A 21571-nucleotide genomic window follows, 5' to 3' on the forward strand; every position below is an offset into this window, starting at 1 on the left:
TAAAATCATTTCTTTTTTACTACAGAGCATCACTTCATTTGCAACAAAAAATTAAAAGGCTGTCGTTATGCACGACAGCCTTTTAAACTATAAATCTATTTATTTTTCTTTGCCTCAATTTTTGCTTGCGCCTCTTCAGCCTTATCTAATGCTTCTGATACTTTCTTCTCTTTTTCTTTCACTTCATCTATACTATCGACAGCTTTAATAATTTTATCGATTCCTTCTTCTTCTACCTTTCTACGCTTTGCCACTCTTTCATTTACTTTCTCTTCCACATCTTTTGCTTTTTGAAGCATATTCTCTGCATTTGATGTTACGGCTTTTTCAAGTTCATCATCTTTTTTCTTTTGTAACACTTCATTTGCAATGTCTTTCGCTTCTAAATACTTACCGTCTTTTAATGCTGTTGCTCCGTGATCCATTTTCTCAGCAACTTCTTTATATGATTTGGCTTCATTTCCTGATTTCTCTTTTTCTGCTTTTTCGAACCACATTGTTGCATCACTATACTTTTCATCTTTCAATGATTGCATACCTGTTTCAATATATGTGTCATAATTGCTACATCCAGCCATTACGACTAATAGAAAAAGCATAACAAAACTTAATTTTTTCATGCTGTTGTCTCCTTTTCTTTGCAAGCTCACTTTACTTTAACATACATGAAAAAGAGTTTCAAAAACTAAAATACCAATTTAGTCATTTTTATAATAATAAGTCAAATTTTTATTATTTTCTGATTTTTAAGCGGACACATCTACTTGTTTTTTCGCCATATGTTGCTTTACTCCAACTAATACAACTAACAATAAACCTCCACCTATTGTCATCATAACAATGCTAGTTGGCAACATATCTAATAGTAGTCCATATACAATCATACCAAGTGGTGCGATTGCAGTCGCAATTGTTTCAAGTAGGCCAAACACACGCCCTAGGTAGCTCGGGTCTGTCGTTTTTTGCATATGTACTTGCATTGGAATGTTTACAATCATAATTGCTATACCAGTTAACATCATAAAAGCAATATAGTAAATAAAACTTGCTAATTTTGGAATGATAACTAACAACGGAAAGACTGTACATAAACTTAAACCTGCAAACAAAAACAGTCCAGTATAAATAGAACGAAACGGATTATTCACTTCTTTACGCACTGATAAAGCAATCGCTCCCATTAACATCCCGACTGCTAACATTCCCTCTACAGTACCGAGTTGCTTTGAAGATAAATGCAATGTATGGACGATAATGTATGGAAGTGCAACTGTTAGACCACACGCAAAAAAGTTTACCCACAATGCTATTTTCATTAAACCATATATTTCACGTTGTCTTTTTACATATAAAAAACCTTCTTTTATACTCGTCAAGAAATGCTCTGTACTCTCAGCCACTTCTTTTTTATATAAATCAAATACGATAAATAATTGCAAAATAACTGCTAAAAAGAACGTAATACTATTTAATAGGAAAAACGATTTAATTGAAAAGAAACCATATACAACTCCGCCAATAATCGGCCCTAAAATATTTGATAAAGAAGCCGCCGTTTGATTTAAAGCACTCGCTTTTTGAATACGTCCTTCATCTACTAAACTCGGAATAGACGAAGTTAATGCAACGGAATAAAAACTTGCACAAATTGATAATAATGCTGCTGAAATATAAATAAAAAGAAGTGATGGTCCAAATATAGTAGCAAGAATAAACATACTAAGCATCGTTAAACTACTTAATAAATCAGTACCAATGACAAGCCATTTTCGATTCACACGGTCTGCTACAGCACCAGCAATTGGGCCACAGATCATCCTTGGAAGTGATCCGCAAACGAGCGTAATTGCAAACCCCATCCCTGAACCAGTAGTCTTTAATACATATAACCCCATTGCGAACGTATAAATACCTGCGCCTAATAAAGACGTCATTTTTCCAATCATCATTAAAATGATATTTCTCGTTGCAATCTTCATTCTTGAATCATGTTGTCCTATACTTATATCTCCCATTTTTGACTCTCTCCCCTTAAAAGTTAAATTGTGTTAAACTTATTATATAATCAACTTTCCAACTTTTACAACCAAAAGTTTAATCACATTTAACTTTTTATTCATAAAGGAGCTACAATATGACTACTCTCGGAGAAAAAATTAAAGCATTGCGAAAAGAAAAAAAGCTTACGCAAACAGAACTAGCAGGTTCAGAACTGACAAAAAGTATGCTCAGCCAAATTGAAAATGGAAAAGCTACGCCTTCCATGAAAACATTACAATATATTGCTGAAAAACTTGGATGTGAAACGAGTTTTTTATTAGAAGAAGATGATGTAGAAATTGTAGCACTCATTCAAAAAATGGAGCCATTAATAAAAGCAAATAAATGCGATGAAGTATATGAAACTTTACTACCTATCGTTCAAAAAGAACTACCTCTTACTTTAAATACAGCACGTTTATATAAACAGTTCATAACTGGAGCGGCTATTATGAACGATTACAATATTGAATATTACGTTGAAACAGCTGTTTCTATATTTGAAAAATATACTTTGTATCGCGAAAGTACTGAAACGAAACTACTGTTTTACTATATGCTCTACAAACGGAAAAAATATAAAGAATGTTTACAGTTGATTACCCAAATTCGCGATGAATATAAAACGAAGAATTTAGAAATGGATCTTATTACACATATACAATTATATTTAAAAGAAGCAATTATTTTACTCGCATATGGTAATTATGAAAAATGTGAAAAAATCATTTTAGATGCACTTACATTTTCAAAAAAACATCAAGTTTATTATAAAACAGATGAATTTTACCGTATTTTATCTTATCAAAAAATCATTACAACAGATAAAGAACGATATTTATATTACATAAAAAAATCGGAGCAATTTGCCATTTTTACAGAAGATACTTTATCCGCTGCAAATATAGATATATTAAAAGCTTATTACTACAATACCGTTACGAATGAATATACAATTGCATTAGAACATTTAGAACAATTCCGAGAAAAACTAAAAGATGTACCGATTTTTCAAGACGATGGATTGTATTATCTTGAAAAAGGAAAATCTCTGTATGGTTTAAAACGTTACGAGGAAGCTTTAGAAACATTAAAACGTGCTAATATTCCAGATTATATGAGTCATCCACTTGATCAGTCATGGTTATTAACAGCTGGATCATATCGTGCCCTGTGTCATATAGAACTTCAAGATAAACCAGCTGCTCTGACAGAAGCAAAAGAAGCAGTTCAAACGATAGATGGTTATCCTGATTCCATCTTTTCTTCATTTATTAAAGAAACATTACAAATAATACAAAAACTTTAAGAATGTCTCTAAATGGTATATTATTCCTCTTTTTTAGCAAAGATAATAATGATGGGAGGAATATAAATGAATATACAACGTGCAATAGAGCTTTCTGTGTCAGCGGAACAAGCCAATGTCAGTTTTCAAGGCATGCCTGTTATGATTCAACACGTCGATGAAAGCAATGAAACCGCCCGCATATATGAAGTAAAAAACCCAGGACGCGAATTAACTGTTCCAGTTAATAGCTTAGAGGAAATATAAGAAATGCCACTTCTCTTTTGAAGTGGCATTTTTCTTATGAATCAAAAATACAACTATTATTTCTTCTAATTTTTTTAAGCTTATAATAAGAAAATGTAAAATTTATACTCTAACCCTATATTTTGTGATATTGTATAATCTAGAAATAATTAAATCTTTATATACTAATGATATATTTTTATTTTTCCCACTCTATACATAAAGGAGGAATTGTATGAGCCTTTCTATATACGAAGGTTTAGGTATTATTTTTTTCGTAATCATTATTACTTACGCCCTTGCACACAAATATTTATGGTCAAAAAAATTACTTATTATTCTATTTCTCATTTGTAATGCTATTTATCTTATTTGGCGAACTTTTTATTCGTTACCAACTATTAATCTCATAAGTATTATCGCTGGTATTATATTGTTAATTACAGAATGGGCTGGTTACTTACAATCTATCGTTTTCAGCATTGTTTCATGGAAACCATATAAACGAAAAGAAATACCATTATCCAATTTTGAAAAACTACCTACTGTCGACATATTTATCGCAACTTACAATGAACCGATCGATTTGTTAAAACGTACTGTAGCTGGCTGTACGTTGATTACTTATCCGAAAGAGTTACTAAACATTTATATTTGTGACGACGGGCGCCGTGAAAGTGTAAAGCAACTTGCGGCAGAGTTTTCTGTTCATCACATAACTCGCACCGAAAATAAGCATGCAAAAGCTGGAAATTTAAATCATGCGATGCTTCATTCAAAAGGTGATATTATCGTAACAATGGATGCTGATATGATACCACGAGCTAACTTTTTAGAGCGAACGATTGGTTATTTTTCTAAAAATAATGTTGTATTCGTTCAAGCACCACAAGTTTTTTATAATGCTGATCCTTTCCAATATAATTTGTTTTTTGAAGATAACATCGCCAATGAACAAGATTTCTTTATGCGCCAGTTAGAAGAAGGAAAAGATCGCTTTAATGCTACGATGTATGTTGGTAGTAACGCTCTATTTCGCCGCACCGCTCTTGAAGAAATTGGAGGATTTGCGACTGGAGTTATTACTGAGGATATGGCAACTGGTATGCTACTACAAGCTAACAAATGGGAAACTATATTTGTCAATGAAACACTAGCTGTTGGATTATCCCCAGAAACATTTAGTGATTTATTAAAACAGCGTGACCGCTGGTGTAGAGGGAATATTCAAGACGCTGCATAAAAGATAATCCTTTCACTATAAAAGGATTATCTTTTATGCAGCGTCTTTTATATGCAGATGGAATCCATTATTGGTTTTTCGGTGTTTATAAAATGATATTTTTACTAGCACCGCTATTATTTTTAGTATTTGATATTTATAGTTTAGAAATTAATTTCATGCACTTATTTATGTTTTGGGCACCTGCCTTTTTAACATCACAGCTTATTTTCAAAGCTGTTTCTAATAAGAAACGCACAACTACGTGGAGTCATGTGTACGAAGTTGCTATGGCTCCTTATATGGGATTTGCTATTTTATCAGAAACTTTCTTACGTAAAAAGTTCCAATTTCATGTAACAAGAAAGGGAGTTCAAAATAATACAAGGCATTTTTTATGGATTACAAGCGTCCTTCACCTCGTATTACTCATTTTAACAATTATTGCACTGATTCGAGCAACACTTATGCTCTTACATCCTGAGCAATATCATATTGAAAGAGAGAGCTTATATATTAATATTTTCTGGGTACTATACAACGGGATAGCTATTGTCACTTCACTATTTGTAGCATTTGAAAGACCGCGTTTTCGAAATTCAGAACGTTTCGTAGTAAATTTACCAAGTACTTTATATGCCAAAGATATGATCATTTCTTGCCATGTCCTTGATATTAGTGAAACGGGGGCACGTTTTGAATTAGATTCCTCCATTCCATTTGAAACTTTATCAAGTCTATCTTCCTATACGCTATCTTTTGGCGAGGTAGAAAAGATTCATAGTACAAAAAAATGGATTCGGAGACAAGAAAATTCTGTACAAGTTGGTGTATCATTTGATGATGTATCCCATGAGCAATATTGTAAACTCATTCTTCATTTATTTAGTAAACCGGTTAATAACCGGGTGGAAAAGGTGTACGATAAAGCATTTCTTACACTAGCAATTGCATCTTTCATAAAAAACACCAAGACAATTTCGCAGGCAACATATACGTGAGCAACTGATGTCTTCTGGAACATTGCATATGAATGGAATGCCGATTGAAGCGACCATTATCGACTATAGTACAGGTGGGTGCCAAGTACAAACGAACATCCCTCTTGTGATTGACCAAATTATACAAATAACAATGGAAGAACGTAATATTCAAAAGAGAAATGCACAAGTATGTTGGATTCAAAAAAAAGGTCGTAAAATATATGCTGGATTAAAATTCACAGCGTAAAAAATAAAAGAAGCGTCGTGCTTCTTTTCTTTTTTTTACATGCTAAAATACTTATTAAAGGGGGAATTTATATGGAAAATGCTTCACAAAAGGCGAATCATTATTATGCGGTGATATTCACTTCTAATTTATCAAATGATACAACAGACTATAATACCGTTGCCGGAAAAATGGAGGAACTTGCAAAGCAACAACCTGGATTTTTAGGTGTAGAAAGTGCAAGAGGTAATTCTGGACTCGGAATAACAATTTCTTATTGGGAATCACTTGATGCGATTGAAAATTGGAAAAAGAACACCTTACATAAAGAAGCGAAAAAAAGAGGTCGTGAGCAATGGTATGAAAACTTCCACCTGCGTATTTGCCTTGTTGAGAAAGAATTTAAGTTTCAAAGAGGCACAATATAACTATGAAGGAAAAATTAGCTCTCGTTATTGTTCATGAAATATATGGTGTGAACGACCATATGCATCACGTTACCCAGCACTTTACTTCATCTCATATAGACGTATTCTGTCCTAATCTTCTACAATCGCAACATGCATTTCATTATAGTGATGAAGAAAAAGCATATGAACATTTTGTAAATCATATTGGATTTGATTATGGAAAAAAGCAAATTGAAGAATTCATTTCTCATCTTTCTAGTAGTTATACACATATTGGTCTTATCGGCTTTAGCGTTGGAGCTACCGTCTCATGGCTATGTAGTAACAATCCGAAAATAGATTTTATTATCGGATGTTACGGTTCTCGTATACGCGACTATGTTCACATAAAGCCTACATGCGCTACACTACTTATATTTCCTGAAAAAGAAGCTAGTTTTTCAGTATCCTCTTTAATTCAAACATTGCAGCAACAAAAAAATCCTTTATTAGAAATAAAACAACTACACGGTGAACATGGATTTCTAAATCCGTACACTGAAAAATATAACAGGCACTCTACAAAACAAGCATACAATTTAATAGATTCATTTCTTGTAAAGTGAAACTTCAATCAGTGGGGGGTTCATCCCCCACCTAATCTCTTTTCTTACGTTGAGTTTTAAGGTGTGGATCTTACTGCCCATGCGTGATAAAAACAATCTTATAAAGGAGAATCAAATGACGCTGACATTACTCTTACTTGTTTTCATACTCATTGCCTTTATCTCAGCGCTAACTATCATTTTTAAAACCGTAAAAAAAAGGAGATTTTTCAACCGCCCCTACTTACAATCTATTATCATTTGCATTTTATTTTTTACAAATTGGATCTTATATGTAACAACTTTTTATTCGTTACTCCCCGAGAAAGTTAGCGAGTTCATATTCCTGCCCATTTGGTTTTTCCTTTGTATTTTAGGATTTATCGTTTGCTGGCGCGAATGGAGAAATAATCGTGTGTTCTCGATATGTATTGGTTTTCTTTCCTTTATTAGTTTTTTATTTGGGCTGTTGTTGTTAGTTCTTTCGGGGATGTAATAGAAGAAGGAAGAAAAGCCAACTTTCAACTTTTCTTCCTTCTATGTTTACCTTTAGCTTTCACTGTCACTGATTCACAAGGTGTATAATATATTTGAGGCGTCGCCTTATCAACAAACATCATAAATGTAATAAAACCGAGAATAAAGAAAATAAACAACGTTAACAAAATTGCTCCTATCGTTAAAAGTATCATAACACCACCCCTATATTTTTCATGTTATTACACTTTTCGCTATTATATGAGCGTAATCCTTTTTAGAAAAAGAAACGTAACAAAATAATCACAACCACTCCCGTTAATACTGTACCTAATAAACTACGAGTATATATTGCAACAAGAAATGTTGGGATTGCTGCAATAAGATAATCCCACTGCATCGTCTCATGCATAAATAAAACTTGTGCTAAAAGCGCTGCTAATATCGCAATTGGTATGTAATTTAACCATTTTAAACCCCAGTCAGGAATTTGTAGTTTGCTAAATACGAGTAGAGGTAAAATACGTGGCACGAGTGTAACAGCTCCTGCTGCTAGTAAAAGTAATAATACATCTAATCTCATTTCCATTTTTCAATCACCACTCCAATCGTCGCAGCTAGTAATGTTGCGATAATAACCGCTATACTATCTGGCATAAATAGGTGTGAAACGTATGCGATAATAATCGATACAATTGCAACACTTAAATGAATTACTAGTTTTGGTTTACTACTTATGAGCTGAAGAACAAATAATCCGATAAACATCGCTGGTAATGCATAATCCATCCCGTATGTATGTGGATCTGGTATCCACTCACCAAATAGCCCACCAATAATGGTAGCAAGTATCCAATTTAAATACGCTGTTACGTTAAGCCCAATCATCCATCTTTCACCTAAATATCCTTTTTGCGCTGCATGCTGCACTGCAACGCCGAAAGTTTCATCTGTAATTTGCGAACCGATGATTAAGTTTTTAAATAGAGGAATTTTCGTAAAGTACGGTGCAAGCGCTGCGCTCATTAATAAATGGCGTAAATTAACAAAAAATACAGTGAAAATAATTGCGGAAGCAGGAGCACCGGCTGCATACATACCAGCTAATATAAATTGGGCAGAACCTGCATAAATTAAAGTGGACATAAATGCAATTTCAATGATAGAAAAACCTGCTGTTTTTGCAATTACACCAGCTGCTATACCGATGCTCAAATAACCAAATACAGTTGGTAAACAATCTTTTACTCCTTGCTGAAATGTATCATCGCTCTGCAAAGCTACATGTGCCTCAGCTTTACTCATCCTTATCATCCTCCATTCCTTCTAAAGTTCGTTTTCCTGTTACGACATGAACTAAATCTATATTTTCACGCCATAACGTATCCAACTTATCAGCTCCAAATTCCTTTGTGATTTCTTCAACCATAATATCGTGCCGCACATACTCTGTCGCAACGAGAACTAGCGCTGGGTCATACGTTGTAACGGCCCATGAAGTGCTATCATTTGAGAAGTTCGCAATTAATACTTCCTCTCCATCACGAGCAATAACAGTTAAATGACCACCCATTCTCTTTTCAACAACGTGGGGCGTCATATAATTATGGTGAAACGTCGCTCCTATTTTTGTTTCTGGAGCTCCAAATAAGATTGAAAATATATGTACGCCTTCCTCTTCCTTTTGATGAATGTATGGCTCAATTTCATGCACTTGTTCTTCCCATACAGAAATCCATAATTCTTCCTTTGCCCTATTAATTATATTGCATATTTCTTTTAAAACACGATCATTTGAGCGAATATGCGAAATTACATCTATTTGTCGCTCTTGTTCTAAACAATTTAATTTCTCATCTAAAAATTCAAAGGACTTTTCAAAGTCTTTTCGCATTCGATTCATTAATTCGGTAGCTGGTACTGGTACATATTTAACTGGTTCAGAAGGTACAATATGCACCGCTCCTTTATCCATTAACTTACCGAGTACCTCGTAAATCATAGAACGAGGTACTCCTGTTTGTTTACTCACTTCATAGCCTGTTACTGGGGAGTGTTTTAACAATCCAATATACGCTTTACATTCATACTGGGAAAATCCTAACTTTTGTAATTCCTTTATAATTTCATCCATCGGTAACCCCTCACAATCTAAATCGCCCTTACTTCAAAACGACGATTTTGCTTCCCTTTACTTTTTACTTTATCAATAACAAGTGTTCCTATTTCACTTGTATTTTTCACATGTGTGCCTCCACAAGCTTGTTCGTCTAAATTTTCAATTGTAACAATGCGGATTTCTTGGATAGTAGTTGGCAGGAGATTTATTGCTGTTTTAATCATTCCTACAGCATTTTCTGCTTCTTCGCGGCTCATATAGCGAGTGGAAATTTCTTTATTTTGCTCAATAAGTTTATTCACTTCCTCAACAATTTCTTCTACTTCCACGCTCGATAACTCTTGTAACTCATTAAAATCGATACGTGCTTTATCAGGGTAAATTTGGTTTCCGGTGCATAGTGCTCCATACTTTTCATAAACAACAGCTCCGATAAGATGCAGTAAAGAGTGATGACGCATTAAATTATGACGTCTTTCCCAATTCATCTCTAATTTAACTGGACCTAATTTTACTTGAGCTTCACCTTTTATATAGTGAACTATTTCTCCCTGCTCCCTCTTTACTTTTTCAACTTCAAATACAGACCCATCTTGTACAATGACACCCGTATCACATTCCTGCCCTCCACCAGTTGGATAAAAAACTGTTTCTTTTAGAAATACTTTATTCCCTTCTACTTTTATCACTTCTGTTTCGCAACTCGTTTTGTATGCATCTTCTAAATATAATGCCGTTGTCATACTCTCACCTCTTTAGTAGTTATAGTTATACCTACTAATATAAAAAATAACATTCATACAGTCAACTTATATTTCAGAATTTTTAATTTCAAACAAAAAAAGCCTTTTATAATAAGGCTTTTTTCTACATACTATTATTTATTTTAACTGTAAAGTATTTAATATGTTCCCCGCCAAATGCTCCCGTAAAGTAGAACCTGTATACTCTTCCCTAAATACACCCGCCTTCACAAATAAAGGGATGACTTCACTAAAGAATAGATCTAGTGACTTTGGAGGTCCTCCTGGAATGGCAATAAATCCATCTAACGCCCCTGCTTCAAGCCTATCCATAATTTGCTTCGCAACGTCTTTTGGTGTACCAACTGCAACCCAATGAGCCGATCCAACAACTTCTGGTCGTTCTAATATTTGTTCAACTGTTGGTTCATTTTTAATAATGAAGTTCCGTAATAACTCGGCATGAGTTTTACTGCGAACAGTTTGATCCCGACTTGGCAGCATCTCTTCTGTAATTTTACTTTCTTGCGGAATCCCTCTCGCATCTAATCCGAGAACCATTTCAAGTAACGCATATCTCTTCTCTTTTGTGAGATGTTGATGAGCTTGCCTATGCATTTCTAACGCTTCTTCATATGTATCACCTATAAAGAAGTATAATCCAGGTAATACGCGTATAGCATCTTGCTTTCGGCCATGTTTTTCTGCTCTTCTTCTTAAATCTTGACGAAGTTCAATACCTGACTCTACATCTGGCGTTGCAGCAAAAATTGCATCAGCAACAGAAGCAGCAAAATTCCGACCAGACTCTGAAGCACCGGCTTGAAATAATGGCATTTCTCCTGATATATGCTGCGGAATATTAAGTGGACCTTTTACCTCAAAATATTCACCGCTATGTTCAATTGGCTTAGCCATCTCTCTAATAACTTCAGTGTTATCTATTTTCAACACTTCATAAGGATGGCTCCTCCAAAGTTTTCTTACTAACTCTGTACATTCTGCCGCTTTCGCGTATCGTTCCTCAGATGATGGCATCTCTTCCTCACCAAAGTTTTCAGCACCGTCAATGGATGTAACAATATTCCACCCTACTCGGCCGTTACTAATCCAGTGTAACGATTGTAATTGCCTTGCTAATATATATGGTGGATAAAACGAAGTTGAAGCAGTTGTAACGACTCCAATTTTTTCTGTCGCATAAGCAATAGCAGTAAACAGTAACGTCGGGTCTAAAATGACATTCCCTTTATTACGAGCAATTAAATCTGGGTGCGCCACTAAATAATCGGCTTTAAAAACAAAATCTAACTTAGCCTTTTCTGCCTGTAGTGCCAACTCTACTTGTTCATCAATTCCGGAATTAAACTCATTCTCTTGTTCTTTCTTTCTAGAAATTAAACATAATCCAATGCAAAGTTGATTCTTTGTAGACATATATACACCATCCCCTTGTTTTTAATTCACTTAGTTAAACAAATATTGCTGTCATTATGAAATTCTGTTCTTATGAAAATAGATAAAATGATATTGATAATCATTATCATTTTATGATGTAACTGTAATAAAAGCAATAACAAAAAAGACTCCCACTTTTGGAAGTCCTTTATCTCAATATTTCATTCGCTTCTTTTTCATAAATTTTATCAAATGACGTCATAACGCGCTGTGATGCTTGAATCATCTTTTGATCCGTCATAAGATCGGCCATCTCTTTCGTCATATCTACATTTGAATTTTCTAGCATATGATTTTTTACTATTCCTGTTCCGTTCGGTAAATTAGCAATGTTTCCTTCTGCTAGTGTAAAGCTTTTATTTTCACGTTGTACGAGACGAGCATTCGTTTCTGCATCTACTGTTTTTGTTTGCAAACGAGCAATATTATTTTGTGTTACTTCATCATATAATGTACCGTCTGCTTGTACAGCAACCTTTGCTCCTTCCGGAATACGAATACGCTCATTATTCTCTCCCATTACGAAAGCACCTGAAGATGTTTGTAAATAACGATCACTATTTAATGTGAAACTACCATCTCTCGTTAAAAACGTTTCATCATTTTTAGAAGTAACGAAAAATGATGTTGTGCCGGCTGCGCCGTCATCTAAAAAGAAATCTGTAGCGCTATTTGTCATTTGTATATTTCCTTGTACTAAATTCACATGTGTTGCAGCTGGTACTACAGCATAATCGACCGAACCGATATTTGTTACCGCCCCATCTCCGCGGCGATATGTGTCTTGTACATCAAATACTTTAGACGTCATATTTTCTGCTTTAAATCCTGTCGTTTGAGCATTTGCAACGTTATTCGAATGAACATTAATTCGCTGCATGTAGTTCATCATACCCATAGAACCTATATAAAGACCGTTCATATTCGTTTGAATAAGGCAAGCGCCTTATTCTTCACCTCTTTTCTACGATGTTTGTAACATTTGTTTCGCTAAATGTTCAGCTGTAGCGATATGTATATTTTTCCTTATGTCTTGGCCATCTGTCATTAATACAATAGGAGCTGATGATACTGCTGGAATTTTCAACAATTCACCACTACTTGCTGTTTCATCAAATTTTGTAAACACAATACCATCTATATGAATATCTTTAAAGTTTGTAATGATTTCAATCATATCTTTACTTTTCATCGAAGCTGATAACGTTAAACAAATATAATCTGGCTCTACTTGTCCCATCGTTTCAATCATTTCTTCTACTGTTTCTGTCGTACGATAATTTTTTCCGGCTGTATCAATTAAAATATAATCGACGCGCGCTTCTTCTTTAAAATACGTAAGCGCTCTTGTCATTGCAGCTTCATCACGCACAGCAATTACTTCCGATCCAATTGTCTTTACGTTATCTTGCAATTGCTGCACTGTCCCTATGCGCGAATGATCTGTCGTTATAAAACCAACTGTTTTGTTCTTACCGTGAAATTGCCATGCCATTTTCGCAAGCGTCGTCGTTTTACCAACACCAGTTGGACCGATTAATGCAATTGTTTGTACTTCTTTTTCAAAGACGTTTTCCGTATTGAAATGAGATTTCATATCTTCCAATATGTACCTAATAACTTCTTCTTCCGTAATCATCGTTGCATTTTCAAACTTTATTTTTAACTTTTCAGCATATGCATAAATGAAATATTGTTCCACATCGTTTTGTTCTAGCATCCGAATTACCTTTTGAATAATAAACGGTACAGATTCTTGACTTTCTTTCTTTGGAACTACTTCTTCTTTCTTTACCGGAACGACTTGTTTCACAACTTTTTTCTTTTTCGGTACTTCCGTTTCTTTCGTCTGTTTCACCACGACAATTCCTTTTTCAAACAGCTTTAATAGTTTTTCTTTTTTTCTTGCCCATTCTTCACTATTTCCTGTTTGCATTGCCGCGTATGACATAGAAGTCGTTACGTTTTCTAAATTGTGCAGTACTGATTGAATTCCATTCGCCTTCACAATTTGTTCTGAAGGATCATTCACAACATCCATTAACTGTTCATGAAATTGAGCTGTACCTTCATTCACTTCTTCCTGTTTTTCTTCTGGAAAAGCAACTAACATTTCATAATCCTTTTTCCAGAAAAACGGTATATTTCGTTTTACACTTTCATCGACAACGTAATAATAATCTGTACCATATTGGTCAAATAACTTTCGATACAATTCATTTTTCGAAGCTGCTTTTATTCGCATTAACGCTTCTTTCTTTTCTGTACTTTCCATTACTTCACCCCCTACTATTCAATATAGGCAATTTGATCCACAACAATTTCTGGTGCTAATTCGCTAATACAAAGTACTTGTGCTTCTACTTGATAACGTTCTAGCAGTCTTACAATTGCAAATCTAAAATCTTTTCTACGTGTTAATAACACTGGTTCTCTTCCCATTAAACGTGCTTGCTTAAAGACGCGCTGCACTTGCTCAACGACACGTGTTTCTAAATCTAAATCCCAGTTTAACAAGTAACCTTGATATGAATTATTCACAACATCCGCATCTAACTCAATTGAATCAGAGAAGAGCGCTGCATAAATTTTTCCGTCCGGATTTTTCGCATTTTCACAAATAACTTTTGAAATACATTCACGAACAAATGATGTCACACCATCAACGTGATTTTGATACACTTCTTTTCCGTCAATAATACCTTCAATAATTGTTGGTAAATCACGAATAGAAATACCTTCTTTTAGAAGTTGTTTAATAACATTTTGAACGAGTGATAAATCAATTTCTTTCTTCTTAATCTCTTCTAATAGAACGCCATTATCATTTTCAAGCGAGTTAATTAAGTCTTTTACATGTTGGCGCTGAATTAATTCATGCAGATTACGTCTTACGACAACATCTAAATGTGTAATTAATATGCTAAGTGGCTCTAACACTTGATAGCCTTTCATTTGTGCATCTTGCACCATATGCTCTAAAATCCAATATCCATCTTCGCCGAAAATTGGATCTTTCGCTGGTTCTGCATCTAAATCAGCCATTACGTTCGGTGTTTTTAGTGCTAATAAATAACCTGATTTTAAAACACCTTCAGCCGCCTTCGCACCTTTAATACGAATAATGTAACGACCACGTGGTCTAAAGCTCGTATTATCTTTAAAGTTAATTCCAGGAACGTTAATACCGAGGTCAGTAATAATCGACTTCCGCATAAGAACAACTTTATCACGAGCTGTTTCCCCGTTAATTTTCTGCTTTACAAGTGCTGCTAAATCTAAACCGAGTTCTACAATAATCGGATATTTATCCGTAAATACTCCGAATGAATCTTCCACTTGTTGCAGTTGCTCATCTTCACCTTGAATCATTTCTAATTCTTTTTGAAGCTCGTCTTCTTTTTCTTTCTTTATTCGATTTTTATTACGAATGCCTAAGAAGATAATCGTTCCACCAACGAGTGCGAATGGTAAAAACGGTAGCGGAGTAAAAATACCCATTGCAATAAATAAACCACCAAGTGCATATACAACGACTTCATGTGCTAATAGCTCTTTAAAGATACCTTCTGTTACTGTATCCGGTGAGCCGTCAAATACACGCGTTACGATAATACCTGTTGAAATTGCAAGCATTAACGAACCGATTTGGTTTACGATTCCGTCACCGACAGTTAACTGTGTATAATGAAGAGCTGCATCTGCAAAGCTCATTCCTTGCTGCATCATTCCGACAATTAAACCGAAAATAATGTTTACGAATAAAATGACAATCCCGAAAATAACGTCCCCTTTAATGAACTTTCCGGCACCATCCATCGCTCCGTAAAACTCTGTTTCCATATTTAATTTTTTTCGTTTTGCTTGTGCATCTTTTTCTGAAATAATACGCTGGTTTAAATCAGCATCGATAGACATTTGTTTCCCTGGTAAAGAATCAAGTGTAAAACGAGCTGCTACTTCAGCTGTACGAGACGCACCGTTTGCAACGATAAACTGGAATATGATTAAAACTATAAAAATAACGATACCAATTAATAAGTTCCCGCCAATTACGAACTGGCCAAACTCTTCAATAACATGACCCGCATTTCCGTCTGTTAAAATCGCTCGCGTCGTCGAAACGTTAATCGATACGCGGAAAATCCCGATTAATAACAACATCGTCGGAAATGACTTTAACTCATCCCACTCGTTAATACTTGTCGCTCGCATATAAATAAGCACTGACATACTTAGTAGAAAAACGATAACGATATCAAGTATAAATGGTGGAAGTGGAATTAAGAGCGCCACAACGAATGACGCTGCTAAAAAGATAGAAAAATAGGTTCTTGCAGAATCCATCTTAAACAAAGAGATCCCCTCCAAACGCGCTATTATACTTCAAGTTCATTCGTTTGAATTAAATAGCGCATAACTTCAATTACAGCTACGTATAAATCTTCAGGAATTGTCTCATCTTCCTCGACTTGATAATATAAAGAACGAGCAAGCGGACGGTTTTCCACCATTGGTATTTCATGTTCACGGGCAAGCGTTCGTATATATAATGCGAGCTCATCTTCCCCTTTTGCAACGACAATTGGTGCTGCATCAACTTGTTTATTGTACCGAAGCACCACTGAAATATGCGTCGGGTTGTTTACAATAAACGTTGCACCATCCATCTTCTTCGCAATTGTTCCTTGCAAGATTGCATGCATAAAGTTTTTTCGTTTCCCTTTTACTTGCGGGTCCCCTTCATTATCTTTATGCTCTTGTTTCACTTCTTCTTTTTTCATCTTAATATCTTGTTCGTACTCCCATTTTTGATAAATGAAATCGATAATAGAAAGAACGATTAAAATAATTAAAATTGCTAAGAAGATAAATTTAATTTGGCTAATAATTTCAGTAAGTGACGCTGTCCAGTTAAATCCAATCATACTGACGATCTTCTCTAAATTCTTTTTAAAGAGAACGTACGAAACGTAACCGATTAATCCCATATAAAACAGTGATTTCAAAATATCTACTAAACTTTTACGACTAAACAATCTCGTAAAATAGTTTTTCGGATTAATACGTGACGCTTTCGGTTTAATGACTTTAGAAGAAAATAGGAAGCCGACTTGAATCATATAATTGAATAAATGAAAAGCATATACGAGTATTAATATCGGAGCCGATACTTTCAGTAATAAAATCCCCATTAAATAAAAATACTCGGTTGAATCTGTATTTTTTCCAATTTGATCAAACAGCACCGCTACGGAATTCGCAATCTCAAACCCTAGCCAATCTCCGAAAAAGTAAACGACAACTGCTAATACGAGAATGGAAAATAAATTATTTAAATCTTTACTCCGGGCGATATTCCCTTCTTCACGCGATTTTTTACGCTTCTGCGGGGTGGCCTTTTCTGTTTTATTATCCTTTGCCATGCGCGTCCCCCTACTTCGTTAAGAAAAAGTTAAATAGTTTCGTATACTCTTCAAGTAATACATCCGTCATATTTTTAAACACATAACCGAGCATCGGTACACTCATCGCAATAAACAAAATACCACATGTAATTTTAATTACGTATGCATTCATAAAAACGTTTAATTGCGGAGCATTTTTTGCAATTAAAATAAGAACAAAGTTAATGATGAATAAACTTCCCATAAGCGGCAGAGCAATTTCAACCGCTGATGTTATCGCAAATAATAACGTTGCGAGTAGACTATCTAAAAAACTAGTCGTCAACAATTTTGAAATCGCCTCTGTATATTGAAACGACTTTAAAATCGTGGCAACGAAATAGTTAATGCCGCCAAGTGAAATAAAAATAATAAGAAAAAATATATCAAAAATGGTTGATAGTAAAGTAGACTGTGAGCCCGCATTTACATCAAACAAACTTGCTTGTGATAAACCGATATCAAAGTCTAAAATATGCCCTGCCATTTTCGGAATGTTCCACAGCATCTCTACAATTTTTGAAAGTGATAAACCAATTACAATTTGCGTTGCTGCATAAGCTGCAACGTCCCAAACTGTCTTGATGTGAGAGACATCCACTTGATCGGCCACTGTAATTGAAAGAGCAAGTCCAAATGTAACCTTTGCCATCGCCGGAATTGATCGACCTGAGAAAAACGGTAGAAAATATAAAAATGAAGTAATGCGACAAAACGCAAAAAACGTCGCCGCCCATAATTCCATATTCATTTCAGTTCACCTATCTTAGTACGAACGCAATAGCGATGGGATTTTATCAAATAAATCTAAAATAAGCATCGTTAACTCTTGGAACATCCACGGACCTAAAATGATAATAACGAGCACAATACTCGCCATTTTCGGTAAAAACGTCAGCGTTTGCTCTTGAATTTGCATCATTGCCATAATAACCGCGATAATAATAACGACAATCAGACTTACAACGGCAATCGGCATTAAAATCATAACCCCTTTATAAAAAAAGGTTTGGAAAATATCTATAATTGGTGACGTATTCATTTATATGACTCCTATCACATAGCATCAAGCGCTTCAGGCGACCGTCTTAAACATAATATCGACAATTTTTGTATATCCACCTAAATATACGAAAACGAGTATTTTAAACGGTAAACTTAAAATCATCGGCGGTACCATCATCATCCCGAGGTACATTAAAAGTGTACTAATAATCAAATCTATAAATACAAACGCTAAATAAATGAACATCCCTGTTAGTAAACCTTTTTGAATTTGCGTTAACGTAAAGGATGGTACGAGTGTAAATAAGGAAAGATCTTTCAAATCTTTCGGCAACTCTTCTCCGCGTACTTTCAGCATCATTTTCAAATCATGCTTATACGTATGCTTTGACATATATTCTTTCATAATAGGAGCTGTCGTTTCCGCAGCTTGACTTACTGTTATTTTCTCTTTCGTCATCGGATCCCACACATCGCTCTTCAGTTGCCCGAGTACAGGCTGCATCGTAAAGAGTGATAAAAATAATGCAAGTCCAACAAGCACTTGGTTTGGTGGTAAATTCATTACCCCAAGTCCTTGACGTGTAATCCCAAGAACGATCATAAAATAAGTAAAATGTGTAAATAATAGAACGATAGAAGAAGATAATGATAAAAGGGTAACGAGCGCAAATAGTTGTACACTTGAATTACTCGTAAACTCTTTTCCATTTTCGAAATTAATAAAACCGTTCGGGGCCGCATACGCTGGATTTACAAAAATAATTGAAAAAACGATAGAAAATACGAAAATAACGGCTAATAATGATAACTGTTTCTTTATTCTCATGATGGATCCTCTACTTTTTTCGTTTCAGTCTTCACCGCGTCTTCTAGTGCTTGTTGAAACTGATTTCCTGTTCCCGTTAATTGCACAGACTGTACACCGTTATTACTAATAACAGTGAACACTTGCTTTCCGTCCACTTCAAATAAAAAGGCACTCGTTTGATGATTTAAATACACGCCGTCTTTTACTTGAATATGGCCATTTTCACCCTGCTTAAAAAACTGCTGTTTGCGCGTCTTTTTTGTCATATAATATGCACCGTAACCGAGCGCACCAAACAGTAAAACGACTTGAAATAAGGTCGTCATATACGACATATGACTCCTCCTCTACTCTTTATCTTGCATTTGACTTTGCGCTTTCATAAGCGCCGCTTGTTTCTTATCAGCTTCAATTTCAGAAATGATAATACCGAATTTCTCGTCCATTACGATTGCTTCACCGATGCCGACTTTCATATTACTTAAATACACATCTACTTTATGTCCTAAGTTTTTCTCTACTTCCAGAACATCGCCCACTTTTAACTGCTTTACATCACCAAGTGTAATAGATGACTTTCCAAGCTTTACACCAAGTTCAATCGAAATATCTGAAACAGTATCAATATGTGCTTTACCTGCTTCATTTCGCTTTCCTGCAAAATCTTCTAATCCCATTAATGACACAGGAGATACTTCATGCTTCATATGGATCCTCCTACTCTACAAAACTTTTAAATAGGAGCGCCTTACGCGTTCCATCTTTTCCAATAAAACAATTAAATTTATGCTTTCCATCTACGTAACCAAGTAATTCATCCGAAACTTTCGTATGAAGCGGAATAATATCGCCTTCTTCAATTTGTTCAATCTCACTCATTGTCATTTTCTGCTGACCAATCGCAACGTGAACAGGTTTGTACACTTGATTTACTTTCACTTCCACTTCAGACGTATACTTTTTACGTTTATCTGAAGAATGTTCGACAATATTTTCAGACGTTAACTTATCCATAATTTCTTCAACAGATAAGAATGGAATTCCGATACGCACCGTCGTATTCCAAAACTCTGTTTTCATATTTACGTTAAGTAATGAAATGATATCGCTCGCTGTCGTAATCTTTAATGCATTCGGATCTGTTTCTGTCGTTACAAATTTCGGTTCAATCGCAACAACACTTTCAAATGATTGCTCTAAATTTTTACAAAGAAGCAAGAATATATTATCAAGCGTTAAAAACTCAAATGCTGTTAACGGTCTGCGCATCGTAAAGTTACGCTTACTATCTCCGCCAAGCCAACATTCATGAATATAAATAACAAATGCTAAATCAATCTCAATAACAATTTCTCCAAGCTCTGGTAAACCGAGATCAATTACGCAATATAAATAATAATCTTTCGGCATTTTCTCCACATACTCACTCGTAAATGGAACTTGTTCAACTGTTGAAGGCTCTAGTTCAATTGGAATACGCATACGCGCTGATAACGTCTGTGACGTCTGTTTTCCAAACGTAGAAGCAATCGCTTGCAAACTCCGTAAATGCTCAACACCGAACTTCTCTGGTCTATTAAAATCATACTCTTGAAATTTCTCTTGCTTTCCTGCTTCTTGTGCGAAAGCTGGCATTTCCTCGCCTTCATTTACCGCCTTCAGCAGGGCATCAATTTGCTCTTGGCTTAATTTTTCGCCACTCATGACAATCCCCTTCCCTACCTTTTCAATTCAACGATTTCAACGTACATCTTCCCATTCTTCGTCAAAATCTTTCCGGTTCCAATCTCTTCATTCTCAAGCATAAGACGCACCGTATTTTTCGTTGAATTTTCAAGACGATACAATGTACCTTTCGTAATATGAAGCAGATCTTCAATTTTCTTTTTCGTATTTCCGATTTCAAAATAAATTGTTAACGGAATATCATCTTGTAATTTCAAATCTAGCCAACTCCCATATCATGTTCACGAAAATTTCATGTTCTCTCTATATATGAAACTTCTTATTTTGAAACGTCGATATTTAATATTTTTTTAATATATCCTTGCGTTTCTTTAAATGGCGGTACGCCTCCGTACTTTCTCACATTACCAGGACCAGCATTATAAGAAGCAAGCGCCAATACTAAGTCGCCGTTATTTTTCTTTAAATAACCGCTTAACTCTTTCACGCCACCTTCAATACTTTCAGCTGGTGAAAATGGATTCTTCACACCCATCTCCTTCACATTCGCTGGCATAAGCTGCATAAGACCCATCGCACCTGCATGTGACACCGTTTTCGGATTAAAATTAGACTCTACTTCAATCATTTTTTGAATTAACGTTTTTGGAATTCCGTATGTACGACTTACTCGATCAATAATATCCTCATACTTCCCTTCATTGGAAGAACGTATTTTTTGAATATTATACTTCTTCGTTAATCCCCACGTATCAGCAGCCTCATTTTTCGTTTCTGGGAAACGTCGTTCAAACTCTTTTTGCGCAACTTGCACTTCATCTGCTTT

At 35.0% G+C, this 21571-nt stretch carries 25 protein-coding genes and 1 pseudogene; 6 read left to right on the plus strand and 20 right to left on the minus strand.

Translation table 11 applies throughout. From position 1 onward, the window contains the following. Nucleotides 1-95: 95 nt before the first annotated feature. Both MR170_RS23785 and MR170_RS23790 read right to left on the minus strand, forming a co-directional pair. A complete protein-coding gene (locus MR170_RS23785; RefSeq protein ID WP_000736437.1) occupies nucleotides 96-620 on the minus strand; it encodes a COG3014 family protein in 525 nt (174 codons plus the stop codon). A gap of 126 nt (nucleotides 621-746) precedes the next feature. Continuing rightward, nucleotides 747-2015, minus strand: coding sequence for an MFS transporter (locus tag MR170_RS23790; RefSeq protein ID WP_016082160.1), 1269 nt, complete (start codon nucleotides 2013-2015; stop codon nucleotides 747-749). 119 nt (nucleotides 2016-2134) lie between these two features. Here MR170_RS23790 and MR170_RS23795 point away from each other — a divergent pair, with 119 nt between their 5' ends. The 6 genes and pseudogenes from MR170_RS23795 to MR170_RS23820 all read left to right on the plus strand — a co-directional run bounded on the left by MR170_RS23795 (nucleotide 2135) and on the right by MR170_RS23820 (nucleotide 7495). After that, nucleotides 2135-3349, plus strand: a complete 1215-nt coding sequence (locus tag MR170_RS23795; protein WP_242309582.1) for a helix-turn-helix domain-containing protein — start codon at nucleotides 2135-2137, stop codon at nucleotides 3347-3349. A gap of 66 nt (nucleotides 3350-3415) precedes the next feature. Continuing rightward, a complete protein-coding gene (locus tag MR170_RS23800; RefSeq protein WP_001025734.1) occupies nucleotides 3416-3595 on the plus strand; it encodes an H-type small acid-soluble spore protein in 180 nt (59 codons plus the stop codon). Between the two features lie 214 nt (nucleotides 3596-3809). Then, nucleotides 3810-6026, plus strand: a pseudogene (locus tag MR170_RS23805) (glycosyltransferase). 71 nt (nucleotides 6027-6097) lie between these two features. After that, nucleotides 6098-6433, plus strand: a complete 336-nt coding sequence (locus MR170_RS23810) for an antibiotic biosynthesis monooxygenase family protein (RefSeq protein ID WP_029441919.1) — start codon at nucleotides 6098-6100, stop codon at nucleotides 6431-6433. Between the two features lie 2 nt (nucleotides 6434-6435). Continuing rightward, nucleotides 6436-7020 (plus strand): dienelactone hydrolase family protein, encoded by a 585-nt coding sequence (locus tag MR170_RS23815; RefSeq protein ID WP_242309584.1) that lies wholly within the window; start codon nucleotides 6436-6438, stop codon nucleotides 7018-7020. A 115-nt stretch (nucleotides 7021-7135) separates the two neighbouring features. Then, a complete protein-coding gene (locus MR170_RS23820; protein WP_050843184.1) occupies nucleotides 7136-7495 on the plus strand; it encodes a hypothetical protein in 360 nt (119 codons plus the stop codon). A 25-nt stretch (nucleotides 7496-7520) separates the two neighbouring features. Here MR170_RS23820 and MR170_RS23825 read toward each other — a convergent pair whose 3' ends face one another. The 18 genes from MR170_RS23825 to MR170_RS23910 form a co-directional block, all read right to left on the minus strand. Next, nucleotides 7521-7691 (minus strand): DUF3951 domain-containing protein, encoded by a 171-nt coding sequence (locus tag MR170_RS23825; protein WP_000602245.1) that lies wholly within the window; start codon nucleotides 7689-7691, stop codon nucleotides 7521-7523. A 62-nt stretch (nucleotides 7692-7753) separates the two neighbouring features. Further along, nucleotides 7754-8065 (minus strand): AzlD domain-containing protein, encoded by a 312-nt coding sequence (locus MR170_RS23830; protein ID WP_000425944.1) that lies wholly within the window; start codon nucleotides 8063-8065, stop codon nucleotides 7754-7756. Continuing rightward, the gene (locus tag MR170_RS23835; protein WP_016082166.1) at nucleotides 8056-8781 is read right to left on the minus strand and encodes an AzlC family ABC transporter permease; all 726 of its coding nucleotides are present in this window, start codon (nucleotides 8779-8781) and stop codon (nucleotides 8056-8058) included. The genes MR170_RS23830 and MR170_RS23835 overlap by 10 nt, the downstream gene beginning before the upstream one ends. Continuing rightward, a complete protein-coding gene (locus MR170_RS23840) occupies nucleotides 8774-9610 on the minus strand; it encodes a TrmB family transcriptional regulator (protein WP_029441916.1) in 837 nt (278 codons plus the stop codon). Before MR170_RS23840 ends, MR170_RS23835 begins: the two co-directional genes overlap by 8 nt. Before the next feature lie 17 nt (nucleotides 9611-9627). Further along, complete coding sequence (locus MR170_RS23845; RefSeq protein ID WP_029441915.1) at nucleotides 9628-10338, minus strand: alanyl-tRNA editing protein; 711 nt, start codon at nucleotides 10336-10338, stop codon at nucleotides 9628-9630. Nucleotides 10339-10476: 138 nt separating this feature from the next. Next, nucleotides 10477-11775: an NtaA/DmoA family FMN-dependent monooxygenase gene (locus MR170_RS23850; protein ID WP_029441914.1), complete on the minus strand. Its 1299-nt coding sequence runs from the start codon at nucleotides 11773-11775 to the stop codon at nucleotides 10477-10479. 169 nt (nucleotides 11776-11944) lie between these two features. Continuing rightward, the gene (locus MR170_RS23855; RefSeq protein ID WP_001013934.1) at nucleotides 11945-12718 is read right to left on the minus strand and encodes a flagellar basal-body rod protein FlgG; all 774 of its coding nucleotides are present in this window, start codon (nucleotides 12716-12718) and stop codon (nucleotides 11945-11947) included. Between the two features lie 42 nt (nucleotides 12719-12760). After that, a complete protein-coding gene (gene flhF / locus MR170_RS23860; protein WP_000446182.1) occupies nucleotides 12761-14071 on the minus strand; it encodes a flagellar biosynthesis GTPase FlhF in 1311 nt (436 codons plus the stop codon). Between the two features lie 14 nt (nucleotides 14072-14085). Beyond that, a complete protein-coding gene (gene flhA / locus MR170_RS23865; protein ID WP_029441911.1) occupies nucleotides 14086-16152 on the minus strand; it encodes a flagellar biosynthesis protein FlhA in 2067 nt (688 codons plus the stop codon). A 23-nt stretch (nucleotides 16153-16175) separates the two neighbouring features. Next, complete coding sequence (gene flhB, locus MR170_RS23870) at nucleotides 16176-17222, minus strand: flagellar type III secretion system protein FlhB (RefSeq protein ID WP_065228577.1); 1047 nt, start codon at nucleotides 17220-17222, stop codon at nucleotides 16176-16178. Between the two features lie 10 nt (nucleotides 17223-17232). Beyond that, complete coding sequence (locus tag MR170_RS23875) at nucleotides 17233-17994, minus strand: flagellar biosynthetic protein FliR (RefSeq protein WP_001055695.1); 762 nt, start codon at nucleotides 17992-17994, stop codon at nucleotides 17233-17235. 15 nt (nucleotides 17995-18009) lie between these two features. After that, nucleotides 18010-18285 carry a flagellar biosynthetic protein FliQ gene (locus tag MR170_RS23880; protein ID WP_001098080.1) on the minus strand — a complete coding sequence of 92 codons (276 nt, stop codon included), beginning with the start codon at nucleotides 18283-18285 and terminating at the stop codon, nucleotides 18010-18012. A gap of 33 nt (nucleotides 18286-18318) precedes the next feature. Next, entirely contained in the window at nucleotides 18319-19077 is a 759-nt protein-coding gene (locus tag MR170_RS23885; RefSeq protein WP_001220582.1) for a flagellar type III secretion system pore protein FliP, read from the minus strand. After that, nucleotides 19074-19394 (minus strand): hypothetical protein, encoded by a 321-nt coding sequence (locus tag MR170_RS23890; RefSeq protein WP_000121178.1) that lies wholly within the window; start codon nucleotides 19392-19394, stop codon nucleotides 19074-19076. The genes MR170_RS23885 and MR170_RS23890 overlap by 4 nt, the downstream gene beginning before the upstream one ends. A 12-nt stretch (nucleotides 19395-19406) precedes the next feature. Next, entirely contained in the window at nucleotides 19407-19766 is a 360-nt protein-coding gene (fliN, locus tag MR170_RS23895; protein ID WP_000680010.1) for a flagellar motor switch protein FliN, read from the minus strand. A 10-nt stretch (nucleotides 19767-19776) separates the two neighbouring features. Continuing rightward, nucleotides 19777-20763 carry a flagellar motor switch protein FliM gene (gene fliM, locus MR170_RS23900; RefSeq protein WP_000012363.1) on the minus strand — a complete coding sequence of 329 codons (987 nt, stop codon included), beginning with the start codon at nucleotides 20761-20763 and terminating at the stop codon, nucleotides 19777-19779. Between the two features lie 14 nt (nucleotides 20764-20777). Beyond that, nucleotides 20778-21002: a flagellar motor switch protein FliN gene (locus MR170_RS23905; RefSeq protein WP_000775712.1), complete on the minus strand. Its 225-nt coding sequence runs from the start codon at nucleotides 21000-21002 to the stop codon at nucleotides 20778-20780. 62 nt (nucleotides 21003-21064) lie between these two features. Then, nucleotides 21065-21571 (minus strand): lytic transglycosylase domain-containing protein (locus MR170_RS23910; RefSeq protein ID WP_242309587.1); only part of this gene is annotated, 507 nt, incomplete at its 5' end.

It is taken from the genome of Bacillus cereus group sp. BfR-BA-01524 (genome assembly GCF_022662595.1).
GTDB classification, from domain to species: Bacteria; Bacillota; Bacilli; order Bacillales; family Bacillaceae_G; genus Bacillus_A; species Bacillus_A thuringiensis_S.

Excerpts from the sequence above, each read along its gene's own strand:
- MR170_RS23785 (WP_000736437.1), bottom strand. The coding sequence starts at position 620 with ATGAAAAAATTAAGTTTTGTTATGCTTTTTCTATTAGTCGTAATGGCT.
- MR170_RS23790 (WP_016082160.1), bottom strand. The coding sequence starts at position 2,015 with ATGGGAGATATAAGTATAGGACAACATGATTCAAGAATGAAGATTGCA.
- MR170_RS23795 (WP_242309582.1), top strand. The coding sequence starts at position 2,135 with ATGACTACTCTCGGAGAAAAAATTAAAGCATTGCGAAAAGAAAAAAAG.
- MR170_RS23800 (WP_001025734.1), top strand. The coding sequence starts at position 3,416 with ATGAATATACAACGTGCAATAGAGCTTTCTGTGTCAGCGGAACAAGCC.
- MR170_RS23810 (WP_029441919.1), top strand. The coding sequence starts at position 6,098 with ATGGAAAATGCTTCACAAAAGGCGAATCATTATTATGCGGTGATATTC.
- MR170_RS23815 (WP_242309584.1), top strand. The coding sequence starts at position 6,436 with ATGAAGGAAAAATTAGCTCTCGTTATTGTTCATGAAATATATGGTGTG.
- MR170_RS23820 (WP_050843184.1), top strand. The coding sequence starts at position 7,136 with ATGACGCTGACATTACTCTTACTTGTTTTCATACTCATTGCCTTTATC.
- MR170_RS23825 (WP_000602245.1), bottom strand. The coding sequence starts at position 7,691 with ATGATACTTTTAACGATAGGAGCAATTTTGTTAACGTTGTTTATTTTC.
- MR170_RS23830 (WP_000425944.1), bottom strand. The coding sequence starts at position 8,065 with ATGGAAATGAGATTAGATGTATTATTACTTTTACTAGCAGCAGGAGCT.
- MR170_RS23835 (WP_016082166.1), bottom strand. The coding sequence starts at position 8,781 with ATGAGTAAAGCTGAGGCACATGTAGCTTTGCAGAGCGATGATACATTT.
- MR170_RS23840 (WP_029441916.1), bottom strand. The coding sequence starts at position 9,610 with ATGGATGAAATTATAAAGGAATTACAAAAGTTAGGATTTTCCCAGTAT.
- MR170_RS23845 (WP_029441915.1), bottom strand. The coding sequence starts at position 10,338 with ATGACAACGGCATTATATTTAGAAGATGCATACAAAACGAGTTGCGAA.
- MR170_RS23850 (WP_029441914.1), bottom strand. The coding sequence starts at position 11,775 with ATGTCTACAAAGAATCAACTTTGCATTGGATTATGTTTAATTTCTAGA.
- MR170_RS23855 (WP_001013934.1), bottom strand. The coding sequence starts at position 12,718 with ATGAACGGTCTTTATATAGGTTCTATGGGTATGATGAACTACATGCAG.
- flhF (WP_000446182.1), bottom strand. The coding sequence starts at position 14,071 with ATGGAAAGTACAGAAAAGAAAGAAGCGTTAATGCGAATAAAAGCAGCT.
- flhB (WP_065228577.1), bottom strand. The coding sequence starts at position 17,222 with ATGGCAAAGGATAATAAAACAGAAAAGGCCACCCCGCAGAAGCGTAAA.
- MR170_RS23875 (WP_001055695.1), bottom strand. The coding sequence starts at position 17,994 with ATGAATATGGAATTATGGGCGGCGACGTTTTTTGCGTTTTGTCGCATT.
- MR170_RS23880 (WP_001098080.1), bottom strand. The coding sequence starts at position 18,285 with ATGAATACGTCACCAATTATAGATATTTTCCAAACCTTTTTTTATAAA.
- MR170_RS23885 (WP_001220582.1), bottom strand. The coding sequence starts at position 19,077 with ATGAGAATAAAGAAACAGTTATCATTATTAGCCGTTATTTTCGTATTT.
- MR170_RS23890 (WP_000121178.1), bottom strand. The coding sequence starts at position 19,394 with ATGTCGTATATGACGACCTTATTTCAAGTCGTTTTACTGTTTGGTGCG.
- fliN (WP_000680010.1), bottom strand. The coding sequence starts at position 19,766 with ATGAAGCATGAAGTATCTCCTGTGTCATTAATGGGATTAGAAGATTTT.
- fliM (WP_000012363.1), bottom strand. The coding sequence starts at position 20,763 with ATGAGTGGCGAAAAATTAAGCCAAGAGCAAATTGATGCCCTGCTGAAG.